At 71.5% G+C, this 26,410-nt stretch carries 23 protein-coding genes and 1 tRNA gene; 10 read left to right on the forward strand and 14 right to left on the reverse strand.

Annotated elements, in window-relative coordinates; translation table 11 throughout:
• Window positions 1-47 precede the first annotated feature (47 nt).
• Window positions 48-578, reverse strand: a complete 531-nt coding sequence (locus BLT76_RS18120) for a Dps family protein (protein WP_244509467.1) — start codon at window positions 576-578, stop codon at window positions 48-50.
• 126 nt (window positions 579-704) lie between these two features.
• Here BLT76_RS18120 and BLT76_RS18125 point away from each other — a divergent pair, with 126 nt between their 5' ends.
• Complete coding sequence (locus BLT76_RS18125; protein WP_090859384.1) at window positions 705-2,414, forward strand: GMC family oxidoreductase N-terminal domain-containing protein; 1,710 nt, start codon at window positions 705-707, stop codon at window positions 2,412-2,414.
• On the opposite strand, the gene BLT76_RS18130 is transcribed toward BLT76_RS18125, so the two are convergent.
• From BLT76_RS18130 to BLT76_RS18160, 8 genes are all read right to left on the reverse strand, one after another.
• Window positions 2,390-4,051 (reverse strand): acyl-CoA synthetase, encoded by a 1,662-nt coding sequence (locus BLT76_RS18130; protein ID WP_090859386.1) that lies wholly within the window; start codon window positions 4,049-4,051, stop codon window positions 2,390-2,392. The genes BLT76_RS18125 and BLT76_RS18130 overlap by 25 nt on opposite strands.
• 96 nt (window positions 4,052-4,147) lie before the next feature.
• Window positions 4,148-4,780 carry a sulfotransferase family 2 domain-containing protein gene (locus tag BLT76_RS18135; protein WP_170867129.1) on the reverse strand — a complete coding sequence of 211 codons (633 nt, stop codon included), beginning with the start codon at window positions 4,778-4,780 and terminating at the stop codon, window positions 4,148-4,150.
• A 226-nt stretch (window positions 4,781-5,006) separates the two neighbouring features.
• Window positions 5,007-5,079: transfer RNA gene (locus BLT76_RS18140), tRNA-Ala, on the reverse strand.
• Window positions 5,080-5,122: 43 nt separating this feature from the next.
• Complete coding sequence (locus BLT76_RS18145) at window positions 5,123-5,770, reverse strand: histidine phosphatase family protein (RefSeq protein WP_170867130.1); 648 nt, start codon at window positions 5,768-5,770, stop codon at window positions 5,123-5,125.
• Entirely contained in the window at window positions 5,767-6,144 is a 378-nt protein-coding gene (rsfS, locus tag BLT76_RS18150) for a ribosome silencing factor (protein WP_090859390.1), read from the reverse strand. The genes BLT76_RS18145 and rsfS overlap by 4 nt, the downstream gene beginning before the upstream one ends.
• On the reverse strand, window positions 6,141-6,722 hold the full coding sequence (gene nadD / locus BLT76_RS18155; protein WP_090859636.1) for a nicotinate-nucleotide adenylyltransferase: 582 nt from the start codon (window positions 6,720-6,722) through the stop codon (window positions 6,141-6,143). The genes rsfS and nadD overlap by 4 nt, the downstream gene beginning before the upstream one ends.
• A gap of 40 nt (window positions 6,723-6,762) precedes the next feature.
• Window positions 6,763-6,921, reverse strand: coding sequence for a hypothetical protein (locus BLT76_RS25810; RefSeq protein ID WP_170867131.1), 159 nt, complete (start codon window positions 6,919-6,921; stop codon window positions 6,763-6,765).
• Between the two features lie 28 nt (window positions 6,922-6,949).
• Window positions 6,950-8,209, reverse strand: coding sequence for a glutamate-5-semialdehyde dehydrogenase (locus tag BLT76_RS18160; RefSeq protein WP_090859391.1), 1,260 nt, complete (start codon window positions 8,207-8,209; stop codon window positions 6,950-6,952).
• Window positions 8,210-8,240: 31 nt separating this feature from the next.
• On the opposite strand from BLT76_RS18160, the gene BLT76_RS18165 reads away from it, so the two are divergent.
• Window positions 8,241-8,990: a ZIP family metal transporter gene (locus BLT76_RS18165; RefSeq protein ID WP_090859392.1), complete on the forward strand. Its 750-nt coding sequence runs from the start codon at window positions 8,241-8,243 to the stop codon at window positions 8,988-8,990.
• A gap of 20 nt (window positions 8,991-9,010) precedes the next feature.
• On the forward strand, window positions 9,011-9,181 hold the full coding sequence (locus tag BLT76_RS25815; RefSeq protein WP_170867132.1) for a hypothetical protein: 171 nt from the start codon (window positions 9,011-9,013) through the stop codon (window positions 9,179-9,181).
• Window positions 9,182-9,251: 70 nt separating this feature from the next.
• Here the strand turns inward: BLT76_RS25815 and BLT76_RS18170 are convergent, their stop codons facing one another.
• From BLT76_RS18170 to BLT76_RS18185, 4 genes are all read right to left on the reverse strand, one after another.
• Window positions 9,252-10,205 carry an electron transfer flavoprotein subunit alpha/FixB family protein gene (locus tag BLT76_RS18170; RefSeq protein WP_090859394.1) on the reverse strand — a complete coding sequence of 318 codons (954 nt, stop codon included), beginning with the start codon at window positions 10,203-10,205 and terminating at the stop codon, window positions 9,252-9,254.
• A gap of 16 nt (window positions 10,206-10,221) precedes the next feature.
• Window positions 10,222-11,001 (reverse strand): electron transfer flavoprotein subunit beta/FixA family protein, encoded by a 780-nt coding sequence (locus BLT76_RS18175; RefSeq protein ID WP_244509468.1) that lies wholly within the window; start codon window positions 10,999-11,001, stop codon window positions 10,222-10,224.
• Window positions 11,002-11,160: 159 nt separating this feature from the next.
• Window positions 11,161-11,490, reverse strand: coding sequence for a hypothetical protein (locus tag BLT76_RS18180; protein WP_090859398.1), 330 nt, complete (start codon window positions 11,488-11,490; stop codon window positions 11,161-11,163).
• Between the two features lie 59 nt (window positions 11,491-11,549).
• On the reverse strand, window positions 11,550-12,329 hold the full coding sequence (locus BLT76_RS18185) for an enoyl-CoA hydratase/isomerase family protein (protein WP_090859400.1): 780 nt from the start codon (window positions 12,327-12,329) through the stop codon (window positions 11,550-11,552).
• A gap of 57 nt (window positions 12,330-12,386) precedes the next feature.
• Here BLT76_RS18185 and glgX point away from each other — a divergent pair, with 57 nt between their 5' ends.
• Window positions 12,387-14,561 (forward strand): glycogen debranching protein GlgX, encoded by a 2,175-nt coding sequence (glgX, locus tag BLT76_RS18190; protein WP_218856223.1) that lies wholly within the window; start codon window positions 12,387-12,389, stop codon window positions 14,559-14,561.
• A gap of 115 nt (window positions 14,562-14,676) precedes the next feature.
• Here glgX and glgP read toward each other — a convergent pair whose 3' ends face one another.
• Complete coding sequence (gene glgP / locus BLT76_RS18195) at window positions 14,677-17,265, reverse strand: alpha-glucan family phosphorylase (RefSeq protein ID WP_090859402.1); 2,589 nt, start codon at window positions 17,263-17,265, stop codon at window positions 14,677-14,679.
• 237 nt (window positions 17,266-17,502) lie between these two features.
• Here glgP and BLT76_RS18200 point away from each other — a divergent pair, with 237 nt between their 5' ends.
• From BLT76_RS18200 to BLT76_RS18225, 6 genes are all read left to right on the forward strand, one after another.
• Complete coding sequence (locus BLT76_RS18200) at window positions 17,503-19,494, forward strand: alpha-1,4-glucan--maltose-1-phosphate maltosyltransferase (RefSeq protein ID WP_090859405.1); 1,992 nt, start codon at window positions 17,503-17,505, stop codon at window positions 19,492-19,494.
• 80 nt (window positions 19,495-19,574) lie between these two features.
• Window positions 19,575-21,311, forward strand: coding sequence for a maltose alpha-D-glucosyltransferase (gene treS, locus BLT76_RS18205; RefSeq protein ID WP_211753060.1), 1,737 nt, complete (start codon window positions 19,575-19,577; stop codon window positions 21,309-21,311).
• Window positions 21,308-22,732: a maltokinase N-terminal cap-like domain-containing protein gene (locus tag BLT76_RS18210; protein WP_090859409.1), complete on the forward strand. Its 1,425-nt coding sequence runs from the start codon at window positions 21,308-21,310 to the stop codon at window positions 22,730-22,732. The genes treS and BLT76_RS18210 overlap by 4 nt, the downstream gene beginning before the upstream one ends.
• Complete coding sequence (glgB, locus tag BLT76_RS18215) at window positions 22,732-24,906, forward strand: 1,4-alpha-glucan branching protein GlgB (RefSeq protein WP_090859413.1); 2,175 nt, start codon at window positions 22,732-22,734, stop codon at window positions 24,904-24,906. Before BLT76_RS18210 ends, glgB begins: the two co-directional genes overlap by 1 nt.
• Complete coding sequence (locus BLT76_RS18220; protein ID WP_244509469.1) at window positions 24,903-25,601, forward strand: transporter substrate-binding domain-containing protein; 699 nt, start codon at window positions 24,903-24,905, stop codon at window positions 25,599-25,601. Before glgB ends, BLT76_RS18220 begins: the two co-directional genes overlap by 4 nt.
• 10 nt (window positions 25,602-25,611) lie before the next feature.
• Window positions 25,612-26,373: an NUDIX hydrolase gene (locus tag BLT76_RS18225; protein ID WP_090859417.1), complete on the forward strand. Its 762-nt coding sequence runs from the start codon at window positions 25,612-25,614 to the stop codon at window positions 26,371-26,373.
• The last annotated feature ends 37 nt before the right edge of the window (window positions 26,374-26,410 follow it).

Below are 26,410 nucleotides of genomic sequence, written 5' to 3' on the forward strand. Positions count from 1 at the left end.
GGCTCAGGACTTCGTCCTTCGCACCTCAACCACCGTGGCGCGTGACGTCAGCGGTGCACGGGGCGCGGCAGCGACTTGCCGGCGACCCGGTTCTCGGAGTCGATCATCCAGGCGAGCTGCTCGAGTCGCTCGAGGATGGCGTGGATGATGTCGGCCGAGGTGGGGTCCTCGGCGTCGACCTCGTCGTGGATGCGACGCGCGGTGCCGGCGACGGCGTAGAGCGCGCTGCCGATCAGGTCGACGGTCTCGGAGGTGTTGACCTCCGCGGCCGGGAACTCGGCGAGGCTGGTCTGCGCGGCCACGGTGGCGGCGCGGGCGTCGGGCTCGGCGTAGATGGCGCGCATCCGCTCGGCGACGGTGTCGGAGAACTCGCGGGCGGCGTCGACCACCTCGTCGAGGGCGAGGTGCAGGTCGCGGAAGTTGAGGCCGACGACGTTCCAGTGAGCCTGCTTGCCCTGCAGGTGCAGGTCGGTCAGGTCCACGAGCAGCTGCTGCAGGTGAGCGGCGAGGGTGGGCGAGGCCTGGAAGGCGGGGCGGGCGACGTGGGTGGGGGCGCCGGCGTGCAGGAGGTCGGACACGTGTGGTTCCTTTCGATCGGTGACGTTCTCACCTAACCACCTTTTCTGGATCGATTCCAGAAAGGTGAGGCTAGCCTCAGCGGGATCCCGACGACCGCCGTCCGGAATCTGTCGTACCGTCCCGGCATGACCGCCCACGACTCCCCCCACGACTACGACGTGCTCGTCATCGGCTCGGGATTCGGGGGCAGCGTCGCCGCCCTGCGCCTCACCGAGAAGGGGTACGACGTCGGCGTGCTCGAGGCCGGGCGCCGCTTCGCCGACCACGAGTTCGCCGCGACCTCCTGGGACAGCAAGCGGTACCTCTTCGTCCCCGCGCTGCGGATGTTCGGCATCCAGCGCTTCCACCTGCTGCGCGACGTGCTGGTGGTCAGCGGCGCGGGCGTCGGGGGCGGCTCGCTGGTCTACGGCAACACGCTCTACCAGCCCGGCCGCTCCTTCTACGACGACCCGCACTGGCGCGACCTCACCGACTGGGAGGCCGAGCTGGCGCCCTGGTACGACCAGGCCCGCCGGATGCTCGGGGTCACGACGTACGACCGGGTCACGCCCGCGGACCGGGTGATGCAGGCCGTCGCCGAGGACCTCGGGGTGCGGGACGGCTGGCGCCCGACCGACGTGGGCGTGGTGCTCGGCCCCGAGCCGGGCACCCCGGTCGGCGACCCGTTCTTCGGCGGCGTCGGACCGGAGCGGCACACCTGCCGTCACTGCGGCGAGTGCATGACCGGCTGCCGCCACAACGCCAAGAACACCCTGGTCAAGAACTATCTCCACCTCGCCGAGCGCGCCGGGGCGGTGGTGCACCCGCTCACCACCGTGACCGCCGTACGACCGCTGCCCGGGGGCGGGTACGCCGTCGAGACGCACCGCACCGACCGGCGCCGGGCCCGGCGTACCTTCACGGCCGGACACGTCGTCCTCGCGGCCAGCTCGCTCGGCACCCAGCAGCTGCTGCACGCCCAGCGCGACGCCGGCAGACTGCCCCGCCTGTCCCCGCGACTGGGCGAGCTGAGCCGGACCAACTCCGAGGCCGGGCTGGCGGTGCGCGCCCGCGGCGACGACGTCGACTACACCGAGGGCGTGGCCATCACCTCCTCGATCCACCTCGACGAGCGGACCCACGTCGAGCCCTGCCGCTACGGCCGCGGGTCGAACACGATGGGGCTGGCGATGGCCACGATGACCGACCCCGAGCCCGGCCGGAGCCGGCTGGGGGTGATGCTGCGCGCGATGTGGCGCGGACGACGCGACCTGCGCCGGCTGCACGACCCACGCGGCTGGTCCGAGCAGACGATCGGACTGCTGGTCATGCAGACCGACGACAACTCGCTCACCACCTACACCCGGCGCCGACGGCTCGGCCGCGGCCGCGTGATGACGACCCGCCAGGGCATCGGCGAGCCGAACCCCACCCACCTGCCGGAGGCGAACCTGGTCGGCCGGCAGGTGGCCGAGCGGATGGGCGGCATCCCCGGGGCCGGCTGGAACGAGGCCTTCGACGTCCCCATCACCGCACACTTCCTCGGCGGCTGCCCGATCGGGCTGACCCGCGAGACGGGCGTCGTCGACCTCTACCACCGCGTCCACGGGTACGACGGGCTGCACGTGATGGACGGCTCGGTCGTCGCGGCCAACCTCGGCGTGAACCCGTCGCTGACCATCACCGCGATGGCCGAGCGGGCCGCCTCGCTGTGGCCCAACAAGGGCGACCCGGACCCGCGGCCGGCCAGCGGCTACGTCCGGCTGCCCGCGGTCGCGCCGCGGGCGCCCGTCGTACCCCCGACGGCGCCGGCGGCGCTGCGGCTGCCGCTCTACGTCGTGGACGCGACCGACTGACCGGCCTGCTCCTTGGCCCAGCGGTAGTCGGCCTTGCCCGCGGGCGAGCGCTGCACCGACGGCACCCGCACGATGCCCTTGGGCAGCTTGTAGCGCGCGACGTGCCGGGCGCACTCGGCGACCAGCTCCTCGTCGGTGACGTCGCTGCCGTCCTCGAGCTGCACGATGGCGACCACCTCGCTCCCCCAGCGCTCGGAGGGCCGACCGGCGACGACGACGTCGCGGACCGCGGGATGGGCGGCCATCGCCCGCTCGACCTCCTCGACGAAGATCTTCTCGCCTCCGGAGTTGATGGTGACGCTCTCGCGACCGAGCAGCTGGATCCGGCCGTCCTCGAGCAGGTTGGCCCGATCGCCGGGCACCGCCCAGCGGACCCCGTCGATGACCGGGAAGGTGCGGGCGGTCTTGGCCGGGTCGCCCAGGTAGCCGAGCGGGATCTGGCCCTTGCGGGCCAGCCAGCCGCCGGACTCCCCCGGCTGCAGGACACGGGTCAGCAGGTCGTCGACGACCGTGGTGTCGGGGTTCTGGGGCGTGAAGACCATCGCCTCGCCACTGCCGCCCTTGCCGACCGCCTGGCTGGCCTGCAGCCCGGTCTCGGAGGCGCCGGCGGAGTCGAGGACCATCACGTGCGGCGCCACCGCGAACAGCCGCTCGCGCACCGTCGGCGTGAGGGCGGCGCCGCCGTTGCCGAGCGCGAACAGCCCCGACAGGTCGTACGACGTCCGCTCCATCTCCTCGACCAGCGGCCTGGCGATCGCGTCGCCGACCGTCGGGATGCTGGCCACCCGCTCCCGGGCCGCCAGCATCAGCGCGTTGGCCGGATCGAAGCGGTGCACGTCGTCGGGGAAGACGATCCGACCGCCGGAGGTGATCGCGAAGAAGGTCGACCACTGCGCCGCGCCGTGCATCAGCGGCGGGATCATCAACAGCCCCATGCCGCCGTCGGCCGCCTTCGCCGCCTCGCCGATGGCGTCGTACGACGCGAACGGCTCGCTGGCCCCGAACGGGGTGCCACCCATGGAGTTGACGTAGATGTCGGCCTGGCGCCACAGCACGCCCTTCGGCATGCCGGTCGTGCCGCCGGTGTAGATGAGGAACAGGTCGTCGCCGCTGGGCGTCGGCATGCCCGCGGCGGGCGGCGGCGTGCGCACCGCCTCCTCGTAGTCGACCGCCCCGGGGAGCAGCGCGTTGCCGGACCCGTCGGCCACCTGGACCAGGACTCGGAGGCCTGGTAGGCGGTCACGCACCGAGGCGACCATCGGGGCGAACTCCGCGTGGTAGACGAGCCCCTTCGTGTCCGCGTCGGAGAGCAGGTAGAGGAGCTCCTCCTCGACGTAGCGGTAGTTCACGTTGAAGGCGGCGGTGCGGGAGCGGTAGCCGGCGACCATCGACTCCAGGTACTCGGGCCCGTTGCGCAGGTAGATCCCCACGTGGTCCTGGCCCGACTCGTGCCCGGCCAGGTCGGCGCGCTCGGTGTGGCAGCCGAGCCCCTGCGCCACCAGGAAGTGCGCCAGCCCGTCGACACGCCGGTCCATCTCGGCGTAGGTCACGCGCCGGTCGCGCCAGACCACCACCTCCTGGTCCGGGACCGCGGCGGCCACGGTCGCGAAGACGGTCGAGAGGTTGAAGTCGGTCATCGGTCGCTCCCTGCAGTGACGTAGAACACGTTCTAGTCACGATAGGGGAATCGCCGTCACCCCGCAGCCGGCCGTTCCACTCGGGGCCGGCGCACGTCAGCCGGTCGGCAGCGGGTAGCCGAACCGCTCGAAGTCCGCCCGGTAGAAGTCGGCGAGCTCGGCGGCCAGCACCGGCGACACCTCGACGTCGTCGCTCGAGACCCCGACCCGGCGACTGTGGGAGGCGCGCGGCAGCCGGCCCTCCAGGCCGAGGTCGAAGCGCGCGTTGAGGTCCGCGACCACGCGCTCCAGCCCGTCCTCCAGGCGGTAGACCTCGGCGTCCGGGAGGAGGAACTCCGTCTGGGGACGCAGGTGGTTGTCGTGGACGAAGGGGTCCTCGTCGTACCGCGCGCGCGCCCAGCGCCACCAGGACAGCACCTGCGGGGCCGCGTTCCGCGCGTTGGCGCCGTGGCGCATGACGTACTCCGACCGGAATCGCGCGATCGGGTCCCGGACGACCAGGAACCGGGCGTCGAACCGGTCCAGGTGGAGCAGCTCGCCCAGCAGGGTCGCGTGGTAGTGCTGGGGCGAGCAGCGGATCAGGTCGAACGTGTCCGGGTCGGAACGCCGCGAGGCACGGAGGTGCATCGTCCAGCCCGACTTCCCGAACAGTCGCTCCAGGCTGGTGCCGCCGGTCTTCGGGACGTGCGCGAAGAGGACGGCCCGCCCGTCCTTGAGGAAGACCGGCACGTCAGCACCACGTCCCGTTGGCTCTGCCGACTCCACGTTCCCGCACGGTGCACCCCGTCCACAGCCCGACTTCAGTGATAGGCGAAACCTTTCACGAATTCCTGTGAGGAGCATCAGGAGGGATGCTCAATGAGACGAGGGGATGCCGGGAGCAGACGGCGTCGGCGGGGACGCGCCCTGAAATGACGAGAGGGCGTGGTCCGCAGACCACGCCCTCCTCATCGAGTGGAGCTGAGGGGACTCGAACCCCTGACCCTCTGCATGCCATGCAGATGCGCTACCAGCTGCGCCACAGCCCCATCAGTTCGCTCTTCGGTCTCCCGTCGAGCAACCTGCGGAATATTAGCCAACCGATGTCGCCGATGTGAAATCGGGGGTCGGTACGCCCCGGTTGTAGGCCTCCAGAGCCAGTCCGTCGGACCCGGGTCGCTCGACCAGGACCACCCAGCCACAGTTGCCGAGACCCCGCAGGGAGCGGTACTGGTCGGCCGGCCAGTCCAGCAGGCCGCCGACGGCGACCCGGATCGCCGCACCGTGCGAGACCGCGATCCCGGTCTCGCCGGGAGCCAGGGCGCGGCGCAGGTCGGTGACGGCGGCGACCATCCGGTCGCGCACGTTGGCCGTCCGCTCAGCGCCGGGCACCGCGTCGTACTGGCCCTGCCGGAACTGCGCGAACTCGACCGGGTCGAGCGCGGCGTACTCGTCGTGGGTCAGGCCCTGCCGCTCCCCCAGGTGGGTCTCCCGCAGCCGTGCGTCGTACGACGCCGCGAGGCCGGTGGCCTTCTCGACGTACGACGCCGTGTCCCGCGCGCGGGCGAGGTCGGAGGACCAGAGCAGCGTCGGGTCGAGGGTCGCCAGGACCGGCGCCACCGCCTCGGCCTGCGCGCGCCCGGTGTCGTCGAGGTCGGCGTCGATCTGCCCCTGGACGCGGAGCGCCTTGTTCCAGGCGGTCTGGCCGTGCCGGAGCAGGACCAGGCGCCGCGGGGTCACTGCTCGCGGGAGGTGACGTCGGCGGGCAGGGCGATCGACGGGCAGTCGCGCCAGAGCCGCTCGAGCGCGTAGAACTGCCGCTCCTCCTCGTGCTGGACGTGCACGACGATCTCGCCGTAGTCGATGAGGACCCAGCGTCCGTCGCGCTCGCCCTCCCGGCGGATCGGCTTGGCCCCGATCTCGCGGAGCTTGTCCTCGACCTCGTCGACGATGGACTTCACCTGTCGGTCGTTGCCGGCCGAGGCGAGCACGAAGGCGTCGGTGATGGCCAGCTGCTCGCTGACGTCGAAGGCGATGATGTTGGTGGCGAGCTTGTCGGACGCGGCGCGGGCCGCGGCGGTCACGAGCTCGAGGGCGTGCTCGGTGGCAGTCACTGCGAATCCTTGGGGTAGAGGTGGTGCTTGCTGATGTACTGCACGACGCCGTCGGGGACGAGGTACCAGACCGGTTCCCCGCGCCGGGCGCGCTCACGACAGGCGGTCGAGGAGATGGCGAGCGCCGGGATCTCGACGACGGTCACGCGGTCGGCCGGCAGCGCGGCGAGCGTCTCGGCGTCCATGGTGTAGCCGGGCCGTGTGCAGCCGACGAACTGGGCCAGCTCGAAGAGCTCGTCCGGGTCGCGCCAGGTGAAGATCTCGGTCAGGGCGTCGGCGCCGGTGATGAAGTAGAGCTCGGCGTCCGGCATCGCGACCTTCAGGTCCTGCAGGGTGTCGCGGGTGTACGTCGGCCCGTCGCGGTCGATGTCGACCCGGGAGACGGTGAACCGCGGGTTGGCCGCCGTCGCGATGACCGTCATCAGGTAGCGGTCCTCGGCCGGCGAGACGATCCGGTCGGACTTCTGCCACGGGTCGCCGGTGGGGACGAAGACCACCTCGTCCAGGTCGAACCAAGCCTGGACCTCGGAGGCGGCCACGAGGTGGCCGTGGTGGATCGGGTCGAACGTGCCGCCCATGACCCCGACGCGCCGGGGCCCGGGGGCGGCGGCGGTCACGTCAGCTGTGCTCGCGGCCGGCCCCGAACGCCATCAGGGCGAAGATCAGGCCGAAGAGGATCCCCAGGGTGAGCACGCCGATGCCCCAGGCCAGGGCCTGGTTGACCTCGTGGTGGGTCTCTTCGGCGGCGAGCACGGTGGTGGTCAGGGTGCTGAGCATGAACGCAGCCTACCCGTGAGGACCGGCGTCAGCGCACGTGGCCGTCACCGGTGACGACGTACTTGGTCGACGTCATCTCCGGCAGGCCCATCGGACCGCGGGCGTGGAGCTTCTGCGTGCTGATGCCGATCTCGGCGCCGAAGCCGAACTCTCCCCCGTCGGTGAACCGGGTCGAGGCGTTCACCAGCACCGCCGCGGAGTCCACGGCCGCGGTGAACCGACGGGCCGCGCGCTGGTCCTCGGTGACGATCGCCTCGGTGTGCCCGCTGGAGAAGCGCCGGATGTGGGCGATCGCGTCGTCGACCGACCCCACGACGGCAGCGGAGATGTCGAGGGAGAGGTACTCGGTCCCGTGGTCCTCGTCGGTGGCCGGCACGACGCCGTCGTACGACGCGAACGCCTGGTCGCCGTGGATGGTCACGCCGGCCGCCTGGAGTGCGGCGACGACCTGCGGCAGGAACGCATCGGCGACGTCGGCGTGCACGAGCAGGGACTCGGCCGCGTTGCAGACGCTGGTGCGGTGGGTCTTGGCGTTCAGCACGATGGCCAGCGCCTTCTCCAGGTCGGCGGCCGCGTCGACGTAGACGTGGCAGTTGCCGACGCCGGTCTCGATCACCGGCACCGTCGACTCCTCGACGACGCTGCGGATCAGCCCGGCGCCGCCGCGCGGGATCAGCACGTCGACGTGCCCGCGGGCCCGCATCAGCTCCTTGACGCTGTCGTGGGTGTCGCCGGGCACCAGCTGGACGGCGTCGGCCGACAGCCCGACCGCGACGACCGCATCGCGCAGCACGTCGACGATCGCGGCGTTGCTCGACCGCGCGCTCGAGCTGCCGCGGAGCAGGACCGCGTTGCCCGACTTCAGGCAGATCCCGGCCGCGTCGGCGGTGACGTTGGGCCGGGCTTCGTAGATGATCCCGACCACCCCGAACGGCACCCGCACCTGACGCAGCTCCAGCCCGTTGGCCAGGGTGCTCCCCCGCACCACCTCGCCGACCGGGTCCGGCAGCCCGGCCACGTCGCGCAGCCCCTGCGCCATGCCGGCCAGTCGGTCCGGCGTGAGGCGGAGCCGGTCGACGACGTTGGCGGGCGTCCCCGCGGCCTCGGCCCGGGCGACGTCCTCGGCGTTGGCCGCGAGCACCTCGGCCTCGCGGGCCAGGAGCGCGTCGGCCATGCCGTGCAGCGCCGCGTCCTTCTGGGCCCGCGTGGCCAGGGCGAGGTCGTGGCTGGCGGTGCGTGCGCGGACGGCGACGTCGATCACGCCGGGCGCTTCGGGGGTACTGCTCATGCGCCCAGCCTAGGACCGAGAGGAGCGCCGGATGCCCGTCTGGTTGCAGGCCGGACTGTGGGGACTCCTCGCCGGCGGCACGCTGGTCGTCGGCGCGGCGATCGCCTGGTGGGTGCGCGTGCCGCGACCCGTCGTCGCCGGCGTGATGGCCTTCGGCTCCGGGGTGCTGATCTCGGCGCTGTCGTTCGAGCTGGTCGAGGAGGCCGAGGCGACGGGCGGCCTGGCCGCGACCGCCGTCGGCCTGCTGGCCGGAGCGGTCACGTACGTCGGCGCGAACGTGCTGCTCGCGCGACGCGGCGCCCGGCACCGCAAGCGGGCCGGCGACGAGCAGCCCACCGAGGAGGAGCAGCAGGGCAGCGGGACGGCGATCGCGATCGGTGCGCTGCTCGACGGCGTCCCCGAGTCCGTCGTGCTCGGGCTCTCCCTGCTCGGCGGTGGCGGGGTCGGCGTCCCGGTGCTCGCCGCGATCGCGATCTCCAACCTGCCCGAGGGACTATCCAGCGCGGCCGGCATGAAGCGCGGCGGACGCAGCGCGTCGTACGTCTTCGGGGTGTGGGGGGCGATCGCCCTGGCCTCCGGGCTGGCCGGGCTGCTGGGCTGCCTGGCGCTGGACGGGGCGAGTCCCGAGACGCTCGCGGTGATCACCTCGATCGCCGCCGGCGCGATCCTCGCCATGGTCGCGGACACGATGATCCCGGAGGCCTTCGAGCGCACCCAGCTCTACACGGGCCTGCTGGCCGCGCTCGGATTCATCGCGGCGTTCTCGATCAGCCGGGCCTGATCCCGGCTAGCCTTCCTCCGGTGAGGGGCATCGTCGGGCAGACCGCGGTCAGCGTGAGCCGGATGGCCCCGTCGCGCCCGGCCTCGATCCGCGTGGTCACCACGTCGACCGCGGCGACCCGGATCTGGACCTCGGCCCGCATCCGCGGCGGCGGTGCCGCCGTCTCGTACGCCGTCCCCCGGTCGCGGTAGCCCGAAATGCCGAGTCGGCGCGAGTTCGCGCCGACTCGGCAGCGAACTCACGCCGACTCGGCGTGGTGGATCAGCCCTTGCGCTGGTTGATCTCCTCGGTGGCGGCGGGCAGCACCGCGTGCAGGTCACCGACGACGCCGAAGTCGACGAGCTCGAAGATCGGCGCCTCCTCGTCCTTGTTGACCGCGACGATGGTCTTCGAGGTCTGCATGCCGGCCCGGTGCTGGATGGCGCCGGAGATGCCGTTGGCGACGTAGAGCTGCGGGCTCACGACCTTGCCGGTCTGACCGACCTGGAAGCTGTGCGGCATCCAGCCGGAGTCGACCGCGGCGCGCGAGGCACCGACCGCGGCGCCCAGCGCGTCGGCCAGGCCCTCGATCGGCTCGAAGTTGCCGCCGGTGCCCCGACCGCCGGAGACCACGATCGCGGCCTCGGTGAGCTCGGGACGACCGGTCGCCTTGCGGGGCTGCTGGGCCACGATCTGAGCGGTCTTCGCCGCATCCGAGATGGTGGCCGCGAACTCCTCGACGGTGCCGGCGGCGCCCACCTCCTCCACCGGGGCGGAGTTCGGCTTGACCGTGATCAGCGGGGTGCCCTTCGTGACCTTGCCGGTCACCGTGTAGTTGCCGGCGAACACGCTCTGGGTGACGACACCGGCGTCGTCGATGTCGACGGCGTCGGTGATCAGGCCGGAGGAGGTCTTGATCGCCAGCCGGGCGGCGACCTCCTTGCCCTCGTAGCCCGAGACGAAGAGCACCGCAGCGGGGCTGGTCTTCTCGACCAGCTGCTGCAGCGCCTCGGCCTTCGGGGCCACCAGGTAGCCCTTGATCTGCGCGTCGTCGACGACGTAGACCTTCTCGGCGCCGTACTGGCCGAGCTTGGTGGCCACCTCGGCGCCCTGGTCCGGACTGCCGAAGAACACCGCGGACGCCTCGCCCAGCTTGCGGGCGAGCGTCAGCAGCTCGTAGGTGGGCTTGCGGATCGCGCCGTCGACGTGGTCGACGACGACCAGGACCTCAGTCATGTGTCTCTCCCCGTCCTCAGATGAACTTCTTCGACACGAGGAACTCGGTCAGCGCCGTGGCGCCCGAGCCGTCCTCGTCGGTGACGATCTCGCCGGCCGTGCGCGGCGGGCGGGCCGAGGTGTCCTCGACCGCGGTCCAGGCCGCGTCCAGGCCGACCTCGCCGGCGTCGACGCCGATGTCGGAGAGCGACCAGGTCTCCAGCGGCTTCTTCTTGGCCGCCATGATCCCCTTGAACGACGGGTAGCGGGCCTCGCCGGTCTGGTCGGTCACCGAGAGCACCAGCGGCATCGAGGCACCGATGACCTCGGTCGCGGTGTCGGAGTCACGCTTCACGCGGACCTGGTCGCCCTGGGTCTCGACGACCGCGGCGTAGGTGACCTGCGGCAGACCGAGGCGCTCGGCCAGCATCGCCGGGAGCACGCCGCCGGAGGCGTCGGTCGAGGCCATGCCGCACATGACGAGGTCGACCTTCTTCTCCGACCCGGCCTTCTCGACGGCCTTGGCCAGCACCAGCGAGGTGGCGACGTAGTCGGAGCCGGCGATGGCGTCGTCGATGACGTGGATGCCCTGGTCGGCGCCCATCTGCAGCGCCTTGCGGACCGCGTCGACACCCTTCTCCGGACCCACGCAGAGCGCGGTCACGGTGGTGTCGTCGCCGGCCTTCTCCTTCAGCTGGAGGGCCTGCTCCACGGCGTACTCGTCGAGCTCCGACAGCAGGCCGTCGACACCCACTCGGTCAACGGTGTTGTCCGACTCGAACTGCCGGTCGGCAGTGGCGTCGGGCACGTACTTCACACAGACAACAATGTTCATGGTGATGGCCGTGAAGGCCCCTCCTGTGCACTCGAATGTGTCCGTGAGGCTACCGGCCAGTCACCAGGGTCGAAACAGGCCGGACGGGTTGGATACCTCACAGTGTCGCTGTCACGGTACGGCGGGCGCCGTACCGGAGGCTCAGGGCCGGATCACCCGTTCGAGCACCCGGCCGATGACCAGCCAGACCACGGCAGCCAGGCCCCAGTTGACGAGGGCGTTGGCCGAGTCGGTGTCGAAGGTCATCACCCCGTCCCGGCGGTCGAAGACACCGAGGTCCACCGCGTCGGCGAGATCGAGGACGAACCGGACCAGGCCGTTGGACTCGTTGGTCTGGTCGATCGCGACGAGCAGGGCCCCGACCGCCAGCACCAGGGCCAGCAGCGCGGCCACGGCCCAGACCGCCTGGGCCGCGCGCACGCGGATCTTCGCGGTGCCGGATCGGGTCACGGTCTTGCTCTCTCTCGCCACGTCCCGAGGATGGCACAGCGGGGTGTGACCCAAACCTCCCCGGAACCGACGCCGACGGGTCAGCGACCCGTGAAGGTCGCCTTCCCCGGACCGCTCTCGACGAAGGAGCGCATCCCGGCCTCGCGGTCGCTGGTCGCGAACAGGGCCGCGAACTGCTGGCGCTCGATCTCGAGCCCGGTCCCCAGATCGGTCTCGAGGCCGCGGTCGACGCTCTCCTTGGCCGCGCGCAGAGCGAGCGCCGCCGCTTCGCTGAACTGGCCGGCCCAGGCGGCGGCCTCGGCGTACACGTCGGCGGCGGGGAGCACCCGGTCGACCAGCCCGATGGCCAGGGCCTCGTCGGCCTTCACGAACCGGCCGGTGAAGATCAGGTCCTTGGCCTTCGCCGGCCCGACAAGACGGGCCAGGCGCTGGGTGCCGCCGGCGCCGGGGATGATCCCGAGCAGCACCTCGGGCTGGCCGAGCACCGCGTCCTCGGCCGCGAACCGCACGTCGGCGGCCAGGGCCAGCTCGCAGCCGCCGCCCAGCGCGTAGCCGGTCACGGCTGCGACGACCGGCTTCGGGATCCGGGCGACGGCGGTGACCGCGTCCTGCAGCGGGCCGGAGGCCTTGACCATGTCCGCGTGGGACATGTCGGCCATCTCCTTGACGTCGTTGCCGGCGGCGAAGACCCGCTCCCCGCCGTACACGACGACGGCGCGGACGTCGTCGCGCTCGGTCGCCTCGGCCGCGGCGGCGCGCAGCTCGTCCTGCACCTGGAGGCTGATGGCGTTCATCTTCGGTCGGTCCAGCCGGATGGTCCCGACCCCGTCCGCGACCTCGAGCCTGACGTGCTCACCCATGTCCTGCCTGCCTCTCCTCCGACGGTGCTTGCCCGGCACTCTGCCGCATCGGCGACAATGGCCGGCGTGACCCCTGGCATCTGGACCCATCTCGGACAGCAGGCCAAGGTCTGGCCCGGGCGCAACTGGCCACTGGGCGCGACCTGGTCGCCGGAGTCGACCAACTTCGCCGTCTACGCCCCGAACGCCACCGAGTGCTGGCTCTGCGTCTTCGACGACGAGGACGTCGAGACCCGCCACCAGCTCACCGAGCGCTCGCTCGGCATCTGGCACGGCGCGCTCCCCGAGATCGCCCCCGGCACCCGCTACGGCTACCGGGTCGACGGCCCCTGGGACCCCGAGCGGGGGTTCCGCTTCAACGCGCAGAAGCTGCTCCTCGACCCCTACGCCCTGGCCACCTCGGGGACGATCCGCCCCGAGCAGCCCCTCTTCGGCTACGACTTTGCCGACCCGACCCGACCCGACGGGGCCGACTCGGCGCCGTACACCGCGCGCAGCGTGGTCGTCGATCCCTCCTTCGACTGGGAGGGCGACACCCCGATGAAGCACCGGTGGCGCGACACGGTGATCTACGAGGCCCACGTCAAGGGCATGACGAAGATGCACGACCGGGTCCCCGAGCACCTGCGCGGGACGTACGCCGGCCTCGCGGAGCCGGCCGTCGTCGACTACCTGCGCGACCTCGGCGTGACCGCGGTCGAGCTGCTGCCGATCCACCAGTTCTTCTCCGAGCCGGCGCTGCTCGAGCGCGGGACGGTGAACTACTGGGGCTACAACACGATCAGCTACTTCTCCCCGGATGCGTCGTACTCCAGCTCGGGCGACCGCGGACAGCAGGTCACCGAGTTCAAGCACCTGGTCAAGACCCTGCACGCCGCCGGCATCGAGGTGATCCTCGACGTCGTCTACAACCACACCGCCGAGGGCGGGCCACAGGGGCCCACGATCTCGTTCCGCGGCCTCGACGACCGCGGGTTCTACAAGCGGGTCAAGCCGACCGTCGACGCCGACACCGGGCTGGAGGTGTTCGACGACTCCTACTGGGACGTCACCGGCTGCGGCAACACCGTCGACTCCAACGACCCGCTGGCGCTGCGGATGATCCTCGACTCGCTGCGCTACTGGGTCACCGAGATGCACGTCGACGGGTTCCGCTTCGACCTGATGTCGGCGCTGACCCGCACCGGCTACGACATCGACATGAACTGCCGCCTGCTGGTGGCCATCGGCCAGGACCCGGTGCTGCGGCACGTGAAGCTGATCGCCGAGCCGTGGGACGCCTCGATGGACGGCTACCTCGTGGGCCGGATGCCGCCCCCGTGGGTGGAGTGGAACGACCAGTACCGCGACGAGATCCGCGACTTCTGGCGCAACCACACGTCCGGCATCCGCACCGTCTCGACCCGGCTCGCCGGTTCCTCCGACCTCTACGCCGACGACGGACGCTCGGCGTACAACTCGGTCAACTTCATCACCGCCCACGACGGCTTCACGCTGCGCGACCTGGTCACCTACGAGGGCAAGCACAACGAGGCCAACGGCGAGCAGAACCGCGACGGGACCGACAACAACCGTTCCTGGAACCACGGGTTCGAGGGCGAGACCGACGACCCGGCGCTGGTCGCCGTACGGCGGCGGCAGGCCGCGAACATGATGGCCACCCTGTGCCTGTCCAACGGGGTCCCGATGATCACCGCCGGCGACGAGCGGGGCCGGACCCAGGGCGGCAACAACAACGCCTACTGCCAGGACAACGAGACCTCGTGGGTCGACTGGCGTCCCGACGACGCCTGGCTGGACGTCTACGAGATCACCAAGCTGGCGCTGAGGCTGCGCCGCGAGCACCCGGCGCTGCGCCAGCGGCACTGGTTCGAGGGTCGCCCCACGATCCGCGGCGGCCCCAAGGACCTGGCCTGGCTGCACCCCAGCGGCCGCGAGATGACCGGCGACGACTGGCACGATCCCGAGCTGCGCACCGTCGGGATGTTCGTGTCCGGCCAGCCGCTGCGCGCCCCCGGCCCGCAGGGTCAGCAGCAGGTCGACAAGTCGTTCATGCTCTGGTTCAACTCCGGCTGGCTCCCCCAGCGCGTCGAGCTGCCCGAGAACGACTGGGTCCAGTCCGGCGAGGTGGTCCTCTCCACCGACGTGAAGCTCCCGATCGGCACCAGCGTCAAGGCCGGCGACCGGATCTCCATCGGTCGCCGTACGGTCGTCGTGCTCCGCGAGGTCTGACGCCGACGCGCCGCAAAGGTTCATCGGCTGGCCGATGAAACTCACGCCGGGACGATGAACCTTCGTCGTCCCGGGGTGAGGTCCGTCGGCCAGCCGATGAAACTCTCCCGGCCCCTCAGGGCAGGGCGACCACACCCAGCTCGGCGTACGACGTGAGCAGCGCGTTGCGGGGCACCACGCGGACGGTGTAGCCGAAGCCTCCGGCGTGGTCGAGGACCACGTCGCCGTCGAAGCGGTGGCGGCCGGCGTCGTACGACTCGGCGAGCGAGAGCGGCTCGGTGACGGTGTCGACCAGCTCGTCCTCGCTGGTGGTCCGGCCGTGGACGAGCTGGACGGCGACGTCCTCGGGGGCGAGGTCGCCGAGGGCGACGAACGCGCGGACGTGCATGGTGGCGCCGACCTCGGGGGCGTCGCCGACGCCGCTGCTCTCGACGTGCTCGACCCGTACGCCGGGCCAGCCGGCGCGGACCTTCTTCTTCCAGGCGGCCAGCTCGACCGCGCCGGCGTAGTCGCTGTTGAGCCGGCGGGCGTTCACGGCGGCCGGGGCGTAGAGCTGGCGTACGTAGTCGCGCACCATCCGGGTCGCCAGCACCTTCGGGCCCAGCGACTTCAGGGTGTGACGCAGCATCTCGACCCACCGGGTCGGCACGCCCTCGCCGTCGAGGTCGTAGAAGCGCGGGGTGACCTCGTGCTCGATCAGGTCGTAGAGGGCGTCGGCCTCGAGGTCGTCGCGGCGGTCGGTGTCGTCGACGCCGTCGGCGGACGGGATCGCCCAGCCGTTCTCGCCGTCGTACCACTCGTCCCACCAGCCGTCGAGGATCGACAGGTTCAGCCCGCCGTTCAGCGCCGCCTTCATGCCGGAGGTGCCGCAGGCCTCGTAGGGCCGCAGCGGGTTGTTGAGCCACACGTCGCAGCCGGGGTAGAGCGGCTGGGCCATCGCGATGTCGTAGTTGGGCAGGAAGACGATGCGGTGCCGGACCTCGGGGTCGTCGGCGAAGCGCACCAGCTCCTGGATCAGCCGCTTGCCGCCGTCGTCGGCCGGGTGGGACTTGCCGGCGATGACCAGCTGGATGGGCCGTTCGGGGTGCAGCAGCAGGCGCTTGAGCCGCTCGGGGTCGCGGAGCATCAGCGTCAGCCGCTTGTACGACGGCACCCGCCGCGCGAAGCCGATGGTCAGCACGTCGGGGTCGAGGGCCGAGTCGATCCAGCCCAGCTCGGCCTTGGCCGAGCCGCGCTTCTCCCAGGAGCGCAGCAGCCGGCGCCGAGCGTCGAGCACGAGCCGCTCGCGCAGCTGCCGCTTGACCGTCCAGACGTCGCGACCGGGCACCCGGTCGACCGCGGCCCAGAACGCCTCGGTGTCGTCGCCGTCGGGGTCCGCCCCCTGGCCCGCGGCCAGGTCGAAGACCTCGCGGGCCACCCAGGTCGGGGCGTGCACGCCGTTGGTGATCGAGCCGATCGGCACCTCGGCCTCGTCGAAGGCCGGCCACAGGCCGTTGAACATCCCGCGCGAGACGTGGCCGTGCAGGAGCGAGACTCCGTTGGCCCGCTGAGCCAGCCGGAAGCCCATCACCGCCATGTTGAAGACGGAGGCGTCGCCACCGTCGTAGTCCTCGCGGCCGAGCGAGAGGATCCGCTCGACGGGGACGCCCGGGGTCGCGCCGGCGTCGCTGAAGTACTGCTCGATCAGGTTCGCCGGGAACCGGTCGATGCCGGCCGGGACCGGGGTGTGGGTCGTGAAGACGGTCGACGCCCGGCTGACCTCGAGCGCGGTGTCGAAGTCGAGGCGCGGGCCGTCCTCGGCGACGGTGAGCTCGCGGATCCGCTCCAGGCCGAGGAAGCCGGCGTGCCCCTCGTTGGTGTGGAAGACCTCGGGCTCGGGGTGGCCGGTGATCCGCGCGTAGGCCCGCAGCGCCTTGACGCCCCCGACGCCGAGCAGCAGCTCCTGGCGCAGCCGGTGTTCGGAGTTGCCGCCGTAGAGCCGGTCGGTGACGTCGACGTAGTGGTCGGGGTTGCCCTCGACGTCGGTGTCGAGCATCAGCAGCGGGACCCGGCCGACGCTGGCCACCCAGATCCGCGCCAGCAGGTCCGGCCCGTCGGGCAGGCTGATCGCGATCATCGCCCGCGAGCCGTCGGGCTCGCGCAGCAGCGAGATCGGCAGCTCGTCGGGGTCGAGGACCGGGTAGGTCTCCTGCTGCCAGCCCTCCCGCGAGAGCGCCTGCTTGAAGTAGCCGTGCCGGTAGAGCAGGCCGACGCCGATGATCGGGACGCCGAGGTCGCTGGCCGCCTTCAGGTGGTCGCCGGCCAGGATGCCCAGGCCGCCGGAGTACTGCGGCAGCACGGCGGTGATGCCGAACTCGGGCGAGAAGTAGCCGATCGCGCGCGGACCACTGCCGTCGGAGCCACCGCCGGAGCGCTGGTACCAGCGGTCCTGGGTGAGGTAGGCCTCCAGGTCGGCGCGGGCGGTCCCGAGGCGGCCGAGGAAGCCCTCGTCGGTCGCGAGCTCGTCGAGCCGGGCGCGACCCACGGCCCCGAGCAGGCGCACCGGGTCGTGCCCGGTCGACTCCCACAGGCCCGGGTCGACCTCAGCGAAGACGTCCTGGCTCTCGGGGTGCCAGGACCACCGGAGGTTGCCGGCCAGGTCGCCGAGGGCGGCCAGAGCGGGAGGGAGGACGGGGCGGACGGTGAAACGTCGGATCGCTCGCACCTCCCGGACGCTAGCGGGTGGCCTGGATCGATCCAACCCCGTACGGGGCTTGCCGTCCGGCGTAACCCCGGCGTAGGGCACCGCGTTGCTGGTGCGGATCGGGCGGGTCGAACCATGGGGGTCGGCCCGCCCGATTCTCGCGGGGTGCAGATCCACGGCCGCTGGGTACTCGGAACTTCGTCCCGGGTCCGGCGTACGACTTGCCAGCCCACCTTTCGCCCTCGCTAAGTTGGAGCAATGGTCGGACGCATCCCCGTCATGAACGTCATGCCCGTCGTCGACCTCGGTCGACTCCCCGCGAAGGCCACGGTCGACGAGCCGTTCCCGGTCTCGGCGTCGGTGTTCCGCGAAGGACACGACAAGCTCGGGGCCGAGGTGGTCCTCACCGACCCCACCGGCACCCGCCGCGCGCCGGTCCGGATGGTCAAGCACGAGGAGGTCCCCGACCGGTACGACGCCTGGGTGACCCCGGACGCGCCCGGTGCGTGGACCTTCGAGGTGCAGGCCTGGTCCGACCCGATCGCGACCTGGCAGCACGCCGCCGGCATCAAGGTCCCCGCCGAGATCGACGTGGAGCTGATGTTCACCGAGGGCCGGCTGCTGCTGGAGCGGGTCCAGGCCGACCTGCCCCGCACCGACCGCTCCGCCCACGAGCTGGTCGCCGGCGCGATCGCTGCCTGCACCGACACCGCCCGGCCCGCCGCCGCGCGGCTGGCGGTGCTGCAGTCGCCCGACCTGGAGGCGCTGCTGCTGGCCCACCCGCTGCGCGAGCTGGTCACGGTCGAGGGCCCCTACCCGGCGTACGCCGACCGCACCCGCGCGCTCTTCGGCAGCTGGTACGAGTTCTTCCCGCGCTCCGAGGGCGCCACCCGCGACCCCCAGACCGGCGCGGTCACCAGCGGCACGTTCGTGACCGCGGCGAAGCGCCTGGACGCCGTCGCCGAGATGGGCTTCGACGTCCTCTACCTGCCGCCGATCCACCCGATCGGCGAGGTCAACCGCAAGGGTCCCAACAACACGCTGACCCCCGGCCCCGACGACCCGGGCTCCCCCTGGGCCATCGGCTCGAAGGACGGCGGCCACGACGCGATCCACCCCGACCTCGGCACGATCGACGACTTCGACGCGTTCGTCGCCCGGGCCCGTGAGCTCGACATCGAGGTCGCCCTCGACCTGGCCCTGCAGTGCGCACCCGACCATCCGTGGGTGACCAGCCACCCCGAGTGGTTCACCACCCGCGCCGACGGCACCATCGCGTACGCGGAGAACCCGCCGAAGAAGTACCAGGACATCTACCCCGTCAACTTCGACAACGACCCGACCGGCATCTGCCGCGAGGTGCTGCGCGTCGTACGGCACTGGATGTCCCACGGCGTGCGGATCTTCCGCGTGGACAACCCGCACACCAAGCCGCTGGCCTTCTGGGAGTGGCTGCTGAAGGAGATCCGGCGCACCGACCCCGACGTGCTCTTCCTCTCCGAGGCCTTCACCCGCCCCGCGATGATGCACGGGCTGGGCGCAGTGGGCTACCACCAGAGCTACACCTACTTCACCTGGCGCACCGCCAAGTGGGAGATCGAGGAGTATCTCCTGGAGGTCTCCCACGAGTCGGACCACCTGATGCGCCCGAACTTCTTCGTCAACACCCCCGACATCCTCCACGGCTTCCTCCAGTACGGCGGGCCCGCGGCGTTCAAGATCCGCGCCGTCGTGGCGGCCACCGGCTCCCCGAGCTGGGGCGTCTACGCCGGCTACGAGCTCTACGAGCACGTCGCGGTGAAGCCGGGCAGCGAGGAGTACCTCGACTCGGAGAAGTACCAGATCCGGATCCGCGACTGGGACGGCGCCGCGGCCGAGGGCCGCACGCTGGCGCCGTACCTGACCCGGCTCAACGAGGTCCGCCGCCAGCACCCCGCGCTCCAGCAGCTGCGCAACGTGACGGTGCACAGCACCGACGACGAGAACGTCCTGTGCTTCTCGAAGCAGACGACCGGCGCCGACGGCAGGCCCGAGGATCTGGTGATCGTCGTGGTCAACCTCGACCCCCACGCGGCCCGGGAGACGATGGTCCACCTCGACCTGCCCGCTCTCGGCCTGGGCTACGGCGACTCGCTGGTCGTCCACGACGAGATCACCGGTGCCGACTGGAGCTGGAGCCAGCACAACTACGTCCGACTCGACCCCTACGACGAGCCCGCCCACGTGCTGAGCGTCAGGAGGACCGCGTGACCCAGATCGAGACCGACCCCGCCACCACCGAGGACGGACCCACCCCCGTCCAGGACGGCCCCCCGCTGGGCGAGGACCCGATCGTCGACGGCCACACCGACTCCGGGGTCGACGCCGACTCGGCGGCGCACTCCACGCCCGACTGGTTCAAGACGGCCGTGTTCTACGAGGTGCTGGTCCGCTCGTTCCGCGACTCCAACGGCGATGGCACCGGCGACTTCCGTGGTCTGGTCGAGAAGCTCGACTACCTGGAGTGGTTGGGCGTCGACTGCCTGTGGATCCCGCCGTTCTTCCCCAGCCCGCTGCGCGACGGCGGGTACGACGTGGCCGACTACACCGGCGTGCTCCCGCAGATCGGCACCATCGAGGACTTCCGCTACTTCCTCGACGAGGCCCACAAGCGCGGCATCCGCGTGATCATCGACTTCGTCATGAACCACACCAGCGACCAGCACCCGTGGTTCCAGGCCAGCCGGTCCGACCCGGACGGCCCGTACGGAGACTTCTACGTCTGGTCCGACACCGACGACAAGTACGCCGACGCCCGGATCATCTTCGTCGACACCGAGCCGTCGAACTGGACCTGGGACCCGGTGCGCCAGCAGTACTTCTGGCACCGGTTCTTCTCCCACCAGCCCGACCTGAACTTCGACAACCCGAAGGTTCTCGAGGCGATGATCGACGCGATGAAGTTCTGGCTCGACATGGGCATGGACGGCTTCCGCCTCGACGCGGTCCCCTACCTCTACGAGCGTGAGGGCGGCGACGGCGAGAACCTGCCGGAGACCCACGAGGCGCTGAAGATCGTGCGCCGCTTCGTCGACGACAACTACCCGGGCCGGGTGCTGCTCTGCGAGGCCAACCAGTGGCCCGAGGACGTCGTCGACTACTTCGGTGACCCCGAGGTCGGCGGCGACGAGTGCCACATGGCCTTCCACTTCCCGGTGATGCCGCGCATCTTCATGGCGGTGCGGCGCGAGTCCCGCTTCCCGATCTCCGAGATCCTCGAGCAGACCCCCGCGATCCCGCACAACTGCCAGTGGGGCATCTTCCTGCGCAACCACGACGAGCTGACCCTCGAGATGGTCACCGACGAGGACCGCGACTACATGTGGGGCGAGTACGCCAAGGACCCGCGGATGAAGGCCAACATCGGCATCCGCCGGCGGCTGGCCCCGCTGCTCGAGAACGACACGAACCAGATCGAGCTGTTCAACGCGCTGCTGCTCTCGCTGCCGGGCTCCCCCGTCCTCTACTACGGCGACGAGATCGGGATGGGCGACAACATCTGGCTCGGCGACCGCGACGGGGTCCGCACGCCGATGCAGTGGACCTCCGACCGCAACGCGGGCTTCTCCTCGGCCAACCCCGGCAAGCTCGACCTGCCGGTGGTGCAGGACGCGATCTACGGCTACGAGTCGGTCAACGTCGAGGCCCAGCTGGAGAACTCCTCGTCGCTGCTGCACTGGACCCGCCGGATGATCCATGCCCGCCGGCACCACCCGGCGTTCGGGCTCGGGACCTTCCAGGACCTCGGCGGCTCCAACTCGACCGTGCTGTCCTACGTCCGCGAGCACGTCGACGAGGACGGCAACGAGGACGTCATCCTCTGCGTCAACAACCTCTCCCGATTCCCGCAGCCGGTCGAGCTCGACCTGCGCCGCTTCGAGGGCCACCGCCCGGTCGAGCTGCTCGGCGGCGTGCCCTTCCCGGTCATCGGCGAGCTGCCCTACCTGCTGACCCTGGCCGGCTACGGCTTCTACTGGTTCCGACTGACCGCGCCCGAGACGGCGTCCGAGGAGGGCCAGCTGCTGTGAAGGTCGACCACATCGATCCCTCGGTCCTCGTCGACTACCTCGGCCGGACCCGCTGGTTCGGCGGCAAGGGCCGTCCGTTCGAGGTCTCCGGCGTCGAGCGGGTCGGCGACGTCCCCGGGGCCGTCGAGGGCGGCCCCCGGGTCGTCGTCCACCTCGTCGAGCTGACGTACGGCGACCCCGAGGGCGGGACCGACCTCTACCAGGTGCCGCTCTCCCTCTACACCGACCCGCAGAGCCGGCTCGACCACGCTTTCGTCGGTTGGTGGGAGGAGCCCGACCACGGCTGGGTGCACGCCTACGACGCGCTGCACGACAGGGAGGCGATGGCCAGCTGGCTGCGCACCTTCGTCGCGGCGGAGACCGCACCCGACGGCCGCCTCACCGACGCGGACAGCGGGCTGAGCTTCCACCGGGTCCCCGGACACGCCCTCGACCCGGAGGCGCACTCCACCCTCTTCTCCGGCGAGCAGTCGAACTCCTCGGTGATGTACGGCGAGGACGCGCTGATGAAGGTCTTCCGCAAGGTCACCCCCGGGCGCAACCCCGACATCTCCGTGCACGACGTCCTGACCCGCGCGGGGTCCGAGCACGTCGCGGACCTCTACGGCTGGGTGGACCGCACCGATCCCGCGACCGGCGAGGTCTACCAGCTCGCCATGCTCCAGCAGTTCCTCCGCACCGCCACCGACGGCTGGGACCTGGCCCTGTCGAGCGTGCGCAACCTCTTCGCCGAGGCCGACCTGCACGCCCACGAGGTCGGCGGCGACTTCGCCGGCGAGGCCTCCCGCCTGGGCGATGCGCTGCGCGAGGTGCATGACGCGCTGGCCACCCACTTCCCCAGCGCCGAGCAGGGCGCCGACGAGGCCCGCGCACTTGCCGACGCCATGAAGGGGCGGCTCGAGGCCGCCCTGCCGGTCGTCCCGGAGCTGGCCGCGCACGCCGACCGGCTGCGGGCGACGTACGACGCCGTCGCGGCGCTGCCGGCCGTGAGCGTCCAGCAGGTCCACGGCGACCTGCACCTCGGGCAGACCCTGCGCACCGCCGTCGGCTGGAAGATCGTCGACTTCGAGGGCGAGCCCGCCAAGACCCTGGCCGAGCGTCAGCTGCCCGACTCCCCCTGGCGCGACGTGGCCGGGATGCTGCGCTCCTTCGACTACGCCCCGCGCGTGGTCGAGCGCAGCCACACCGAGGACGACCCGGAGGGCGCCACCCAGCGCGCCTACCGGGCCGAGGAGTGGGCGCACCGCAACCGCAACCACTTCCTCGTCGCCTACGCCGGCGGCGAGCTCGCCCCTGAGCAGCAGGTGCTGCTGGACGCCTACGTCGCCGACAAGGCCGTCTACGAGACCGTGTACGAGACGCGCAACCGGCCGACGTGGGTCTCCATCCCGCTCGACGCCATCGCGAGGATCGGAGCCTGATGAGCACCCCCACCGTCCAGCCCGTCGAGACCGACCTGCTCGCGCAGGTCGTGCGTGGCGAGCACGGCGACCCGCACGCCGTCCTCGGCCCGCACCCCCACGACGGCGCGGTGACGATCCGCGTCCTCAAGCCGCTGGCCTCGTCCGTCGTCGTCCAGTACGACGGCGCCGAGACCGCCCTCGAGCACGAGCACGAGGGCATCTGGGTCGGCGTCCTCCCGGTCGCGGACGTGCCCGACTACCGCCTCGCCGTCTCCTACGACGGCCCCGCGAGCGTGGTCGACGACCCCTACCGCTTCCTGCCCACGCTGGGCGAGATGGACCTGCACCTGATCAACGAGGGCCGCCACGAGCAGCTCTGGCAGGTCCTCGGCGCGCGGGTGCACCACTACGCCGGCGCGATCGCCCCGGTCACCGGCACCTCCTTCGCCGTCTGGGCGCCGTCCGCCCGCGCCGTCCGCCTGAAGGCCGACTTCAACGCCTGGGACGGTCGCGAGCACCCGATGCGCCAGCTCGGCAGCTCGGGCGTGTGGGAGCTCTTCGTGCCGTCGGTGGGCAGCGGGACGACGTACAAGTACGCCATCCTCGGCGCCGACGGGGTGTGGCGCGAGAAGGCCGACCCGATGGCTGCCTGGTCCGAGAAGCCGGCCCAGACCGCGTCGAAGGTCTTCGAGTCGACCTACCAGTGGGGCGACGACGAGTGGATGGCCGCCCGACCGTCGAAGCAGCCGGTCGCCTCGGCGATGTCCACCTACGAGATGCACCTGGCCTCGTGGCGGCGCGACAAGACCTGGGAGCAGCTCGCCGACGAGCTGCCGGCGTACCTCTCGGACCTGGGGTTCACCCACGTCGAGCTGATGCCGGTCATGCAGCACCCCTTCGGCGGCTCGTGGGGCTACCACGTGACGTCGTACTTCGCGACGGACGCGCGCTTCGGCGACCCCGACGGCTTCCGGCTGCTCGTCGACCGGCTGCACCAGGCCGGGATCGGCGTGATCCTGGACTGGGTGCCCGGCCACTTCGCCACCGACGAGTGGGCGCTGGCCCGCTTCGACGGCACCCCGCTCTACGAGGACCCCAACCCGCAGCGGGGCTGGCACAAGGAGTGGGGCTCCCACATCTTCAACTTCGGGCGCCACGAGGTGCGCAACTTCCTCTACGCCAACGCGCTCTACTGGCTGGAGGAGTTCCACGCCGACGGGCTGCGCGTCGACGGCGTCGCCTCGATGCTCTACCTCGACTACTCCCGCGAGGAGGGCGAGTGGACGCCGAACGTGCACGGTGGCCGCGAGAACCTCGAGGCGGTGCAGTTCCTCCAGGAGATGAACGCCACCGTCTACAAGCGGGTCCCCGGCATCACCACCATCGCCGAGGAGTCGACGTCGTGGCCGGGCGTCACCCAGCCCACCTCGGACGGCGGGCTCGGCTTCGGCTTCAAGTGGAACATGGGCTGGATGCACGACTCGCTCGGCTACGTCGAGCACCAGCCGGTGCACCGCGCCTACCACCACGGCGAGATGACCTTCTCCCTCGTCTACGCGTGGTCGGAGAACTACGTGCTGCCGATCAGCCACGACGAGGTCGTGCACGGCAAGGGCTCGCTGCTGCGCAAGATGCCGGGCGACCGGTGGCAGCAGCTGGCCAACCTGCGGGCCTACCTCGGCTTCATGTGGGCCCACCCCGGCAAGCAGCTGCTCTTCATGGGCGCCGAGTTCGGCCAGGAGTCGGAGTGGGCGGAGTCCCGCGAGCTCGACTGGTGGCTGACCGACCACCCCGAGCACCGCGGCGTGCAGTCGCTGGTGCGCGACCTCAACGCCGCCTACCGCTCGTCGGAGGCGATGTGGGGCCAGGACCACTCCCCCGACGGATTCGCCTGGATCGACGCCAACGACGCCGGCCGCAACACCTTCTCCTTCGTACGACGCGCGCCGGGCGCCCCGGACGTGGCCTGCGTGACCAACTTCGCCGCCGTGCCGCACTTCGACTACCGGCTCGGGCTCCCCGCCACCGGTGAGTGGGAGGAGGTCCTGAACACCGACGCGTCGGCCTACACCGGCTCCGGCGTCGGCAACCTGGGCTCCATCACGGGCGTCGAGGGCGAGTGGTCCGGGCAGCCGGCCCATGCCAACATCGTCGTACCGCCGCTCGCGACCGTGTGGTTCCGGAAGAAGTGATCGCCCCCACGGGCGTGCTGCGCGCCTCCATCAACCTCGGCAACCCGGTCCTCGCGTCCGGTTCGGCCGCCGACCCCGGCGGGATCACCGTCGACCTGGCCCGCGAGGTCGGGCGGCGGCTGGACGTGCCGGTCGAGCTGCTGTGCTTCGACGCCGCGCGCGACTCGTTCGCGGCACTGGTCGACGGGCGGGCCGACCTGGGGTTCCTGGCGATCGAGCCGGCCCGGGCCGCCGAGGTCTCCTTCACCGAGGCCTACGCGGTGATCGAGGCGGTCTTCTGTGTGCCCGCCTCGTCGTCGATCACCTCGGTGGCCGACGTCGACCGGCCGGGCGTGCGGGTCGGGGTGAAGCAGGGGTCGGCGTACGACCTGTTCCTGACCCGGACGCTGTCGCAGGCCACGCTCGTGCGCGGGTCGGAGGGCACCTCCGTCTTCGAGGAGGAGGGGCTCGAGGCCGGCGCGGGCATCCGGGCCCCGGTGACGGCGTACGTCGAGGGTCGCGACGGGGTGCGCGTGGTCGACGAGGCGTTCATGCAGATCCGGCAGGCGCTCGCCGTACCCCGGGACCGGCCGGAGGCCGACGTGGCCTGGCTGGCCGAGCTCGTCGAGGAGCTGAAGGCGTCCGGCTTCGTGGCCGAGGCGCTGGCGCGGTCCGGTCAGTCCGGCGCCGCCGTCGTCGCTCCGCCGTCCCACTAGGGTTGGCGTTGTGACCGAGCAGCCGACGACCGTGACCACGGTGGCCGACGGGACCGCCCGGATCGCCTGGACCGCCGACCAGCCGGTCGACGTCGTCCGGCACGAGATCGCCGCCGCGCTCACGGGTCACGCCCGGGTCGAGGCGCTGGTCGACCCCGACGACGAGGCCGGGCAGCGGATCGCCACCTGGTCCGGGATGCGGCGCGAGGGCGTGATGCGCGGGGTGACCGTCGACGGGACGCCGGTCGACCGGATCGTGTACGCCCGGCTGGCCAGCGACCTGCCGGTCCAGGAGCCCGAGGGCTTCCGCGCGCTGCTCAACTCGTTCCTCCCCCGCAAGCGGGCGATCGCGCAGCTGCTGGTGCGCGACGAGACCGACCGGGTGCTGCTCTGCCAGCTCACCTACAAGCAGGACTGGGACCTCCCGGGCGGGGTCGTCGAGGTCGCCGAGTCGCCGCAGGTGGCCGTGGGGCGCGAGGTCGAGGAGGAGCTCGGCCTGACGATCGCGCCCGGTCCGCTGGTGCTCACCGACTGGCTGCCGCCGTGGAGCGGCTGGGACGACGCGCTCACGCTGGTCTTCGACGGCGGCGTCCGGCCCGCGTCGCTGCTGGACTCCGTGGTCCGCCAGGAGCGCGAGATCCGCTCCGCGGAGTTCTGCACCCTCGAGCAGGTCGACGAGCGGTGCGCCGACTTCACCGCCCGGCGGGTGCGAGCCGCGCTCGCGAACCTGGACGGCCGGGGGTCGTCGTACACGGAGTCGGGCCGGGCGTAGCGCGGCGGCGGTGAGCGGGCCACCGTTCTCGGCCCGC

This window comes from Nocardioides lianchengensis (assembly GCF_900101465.1).
Classification (GTDB): Bacteria; Actinomycetota; Actinomycetes; order Propionibacteriales; family Nocardioidaceae; genus Nocardioides; species Nocardioides lianchengensis.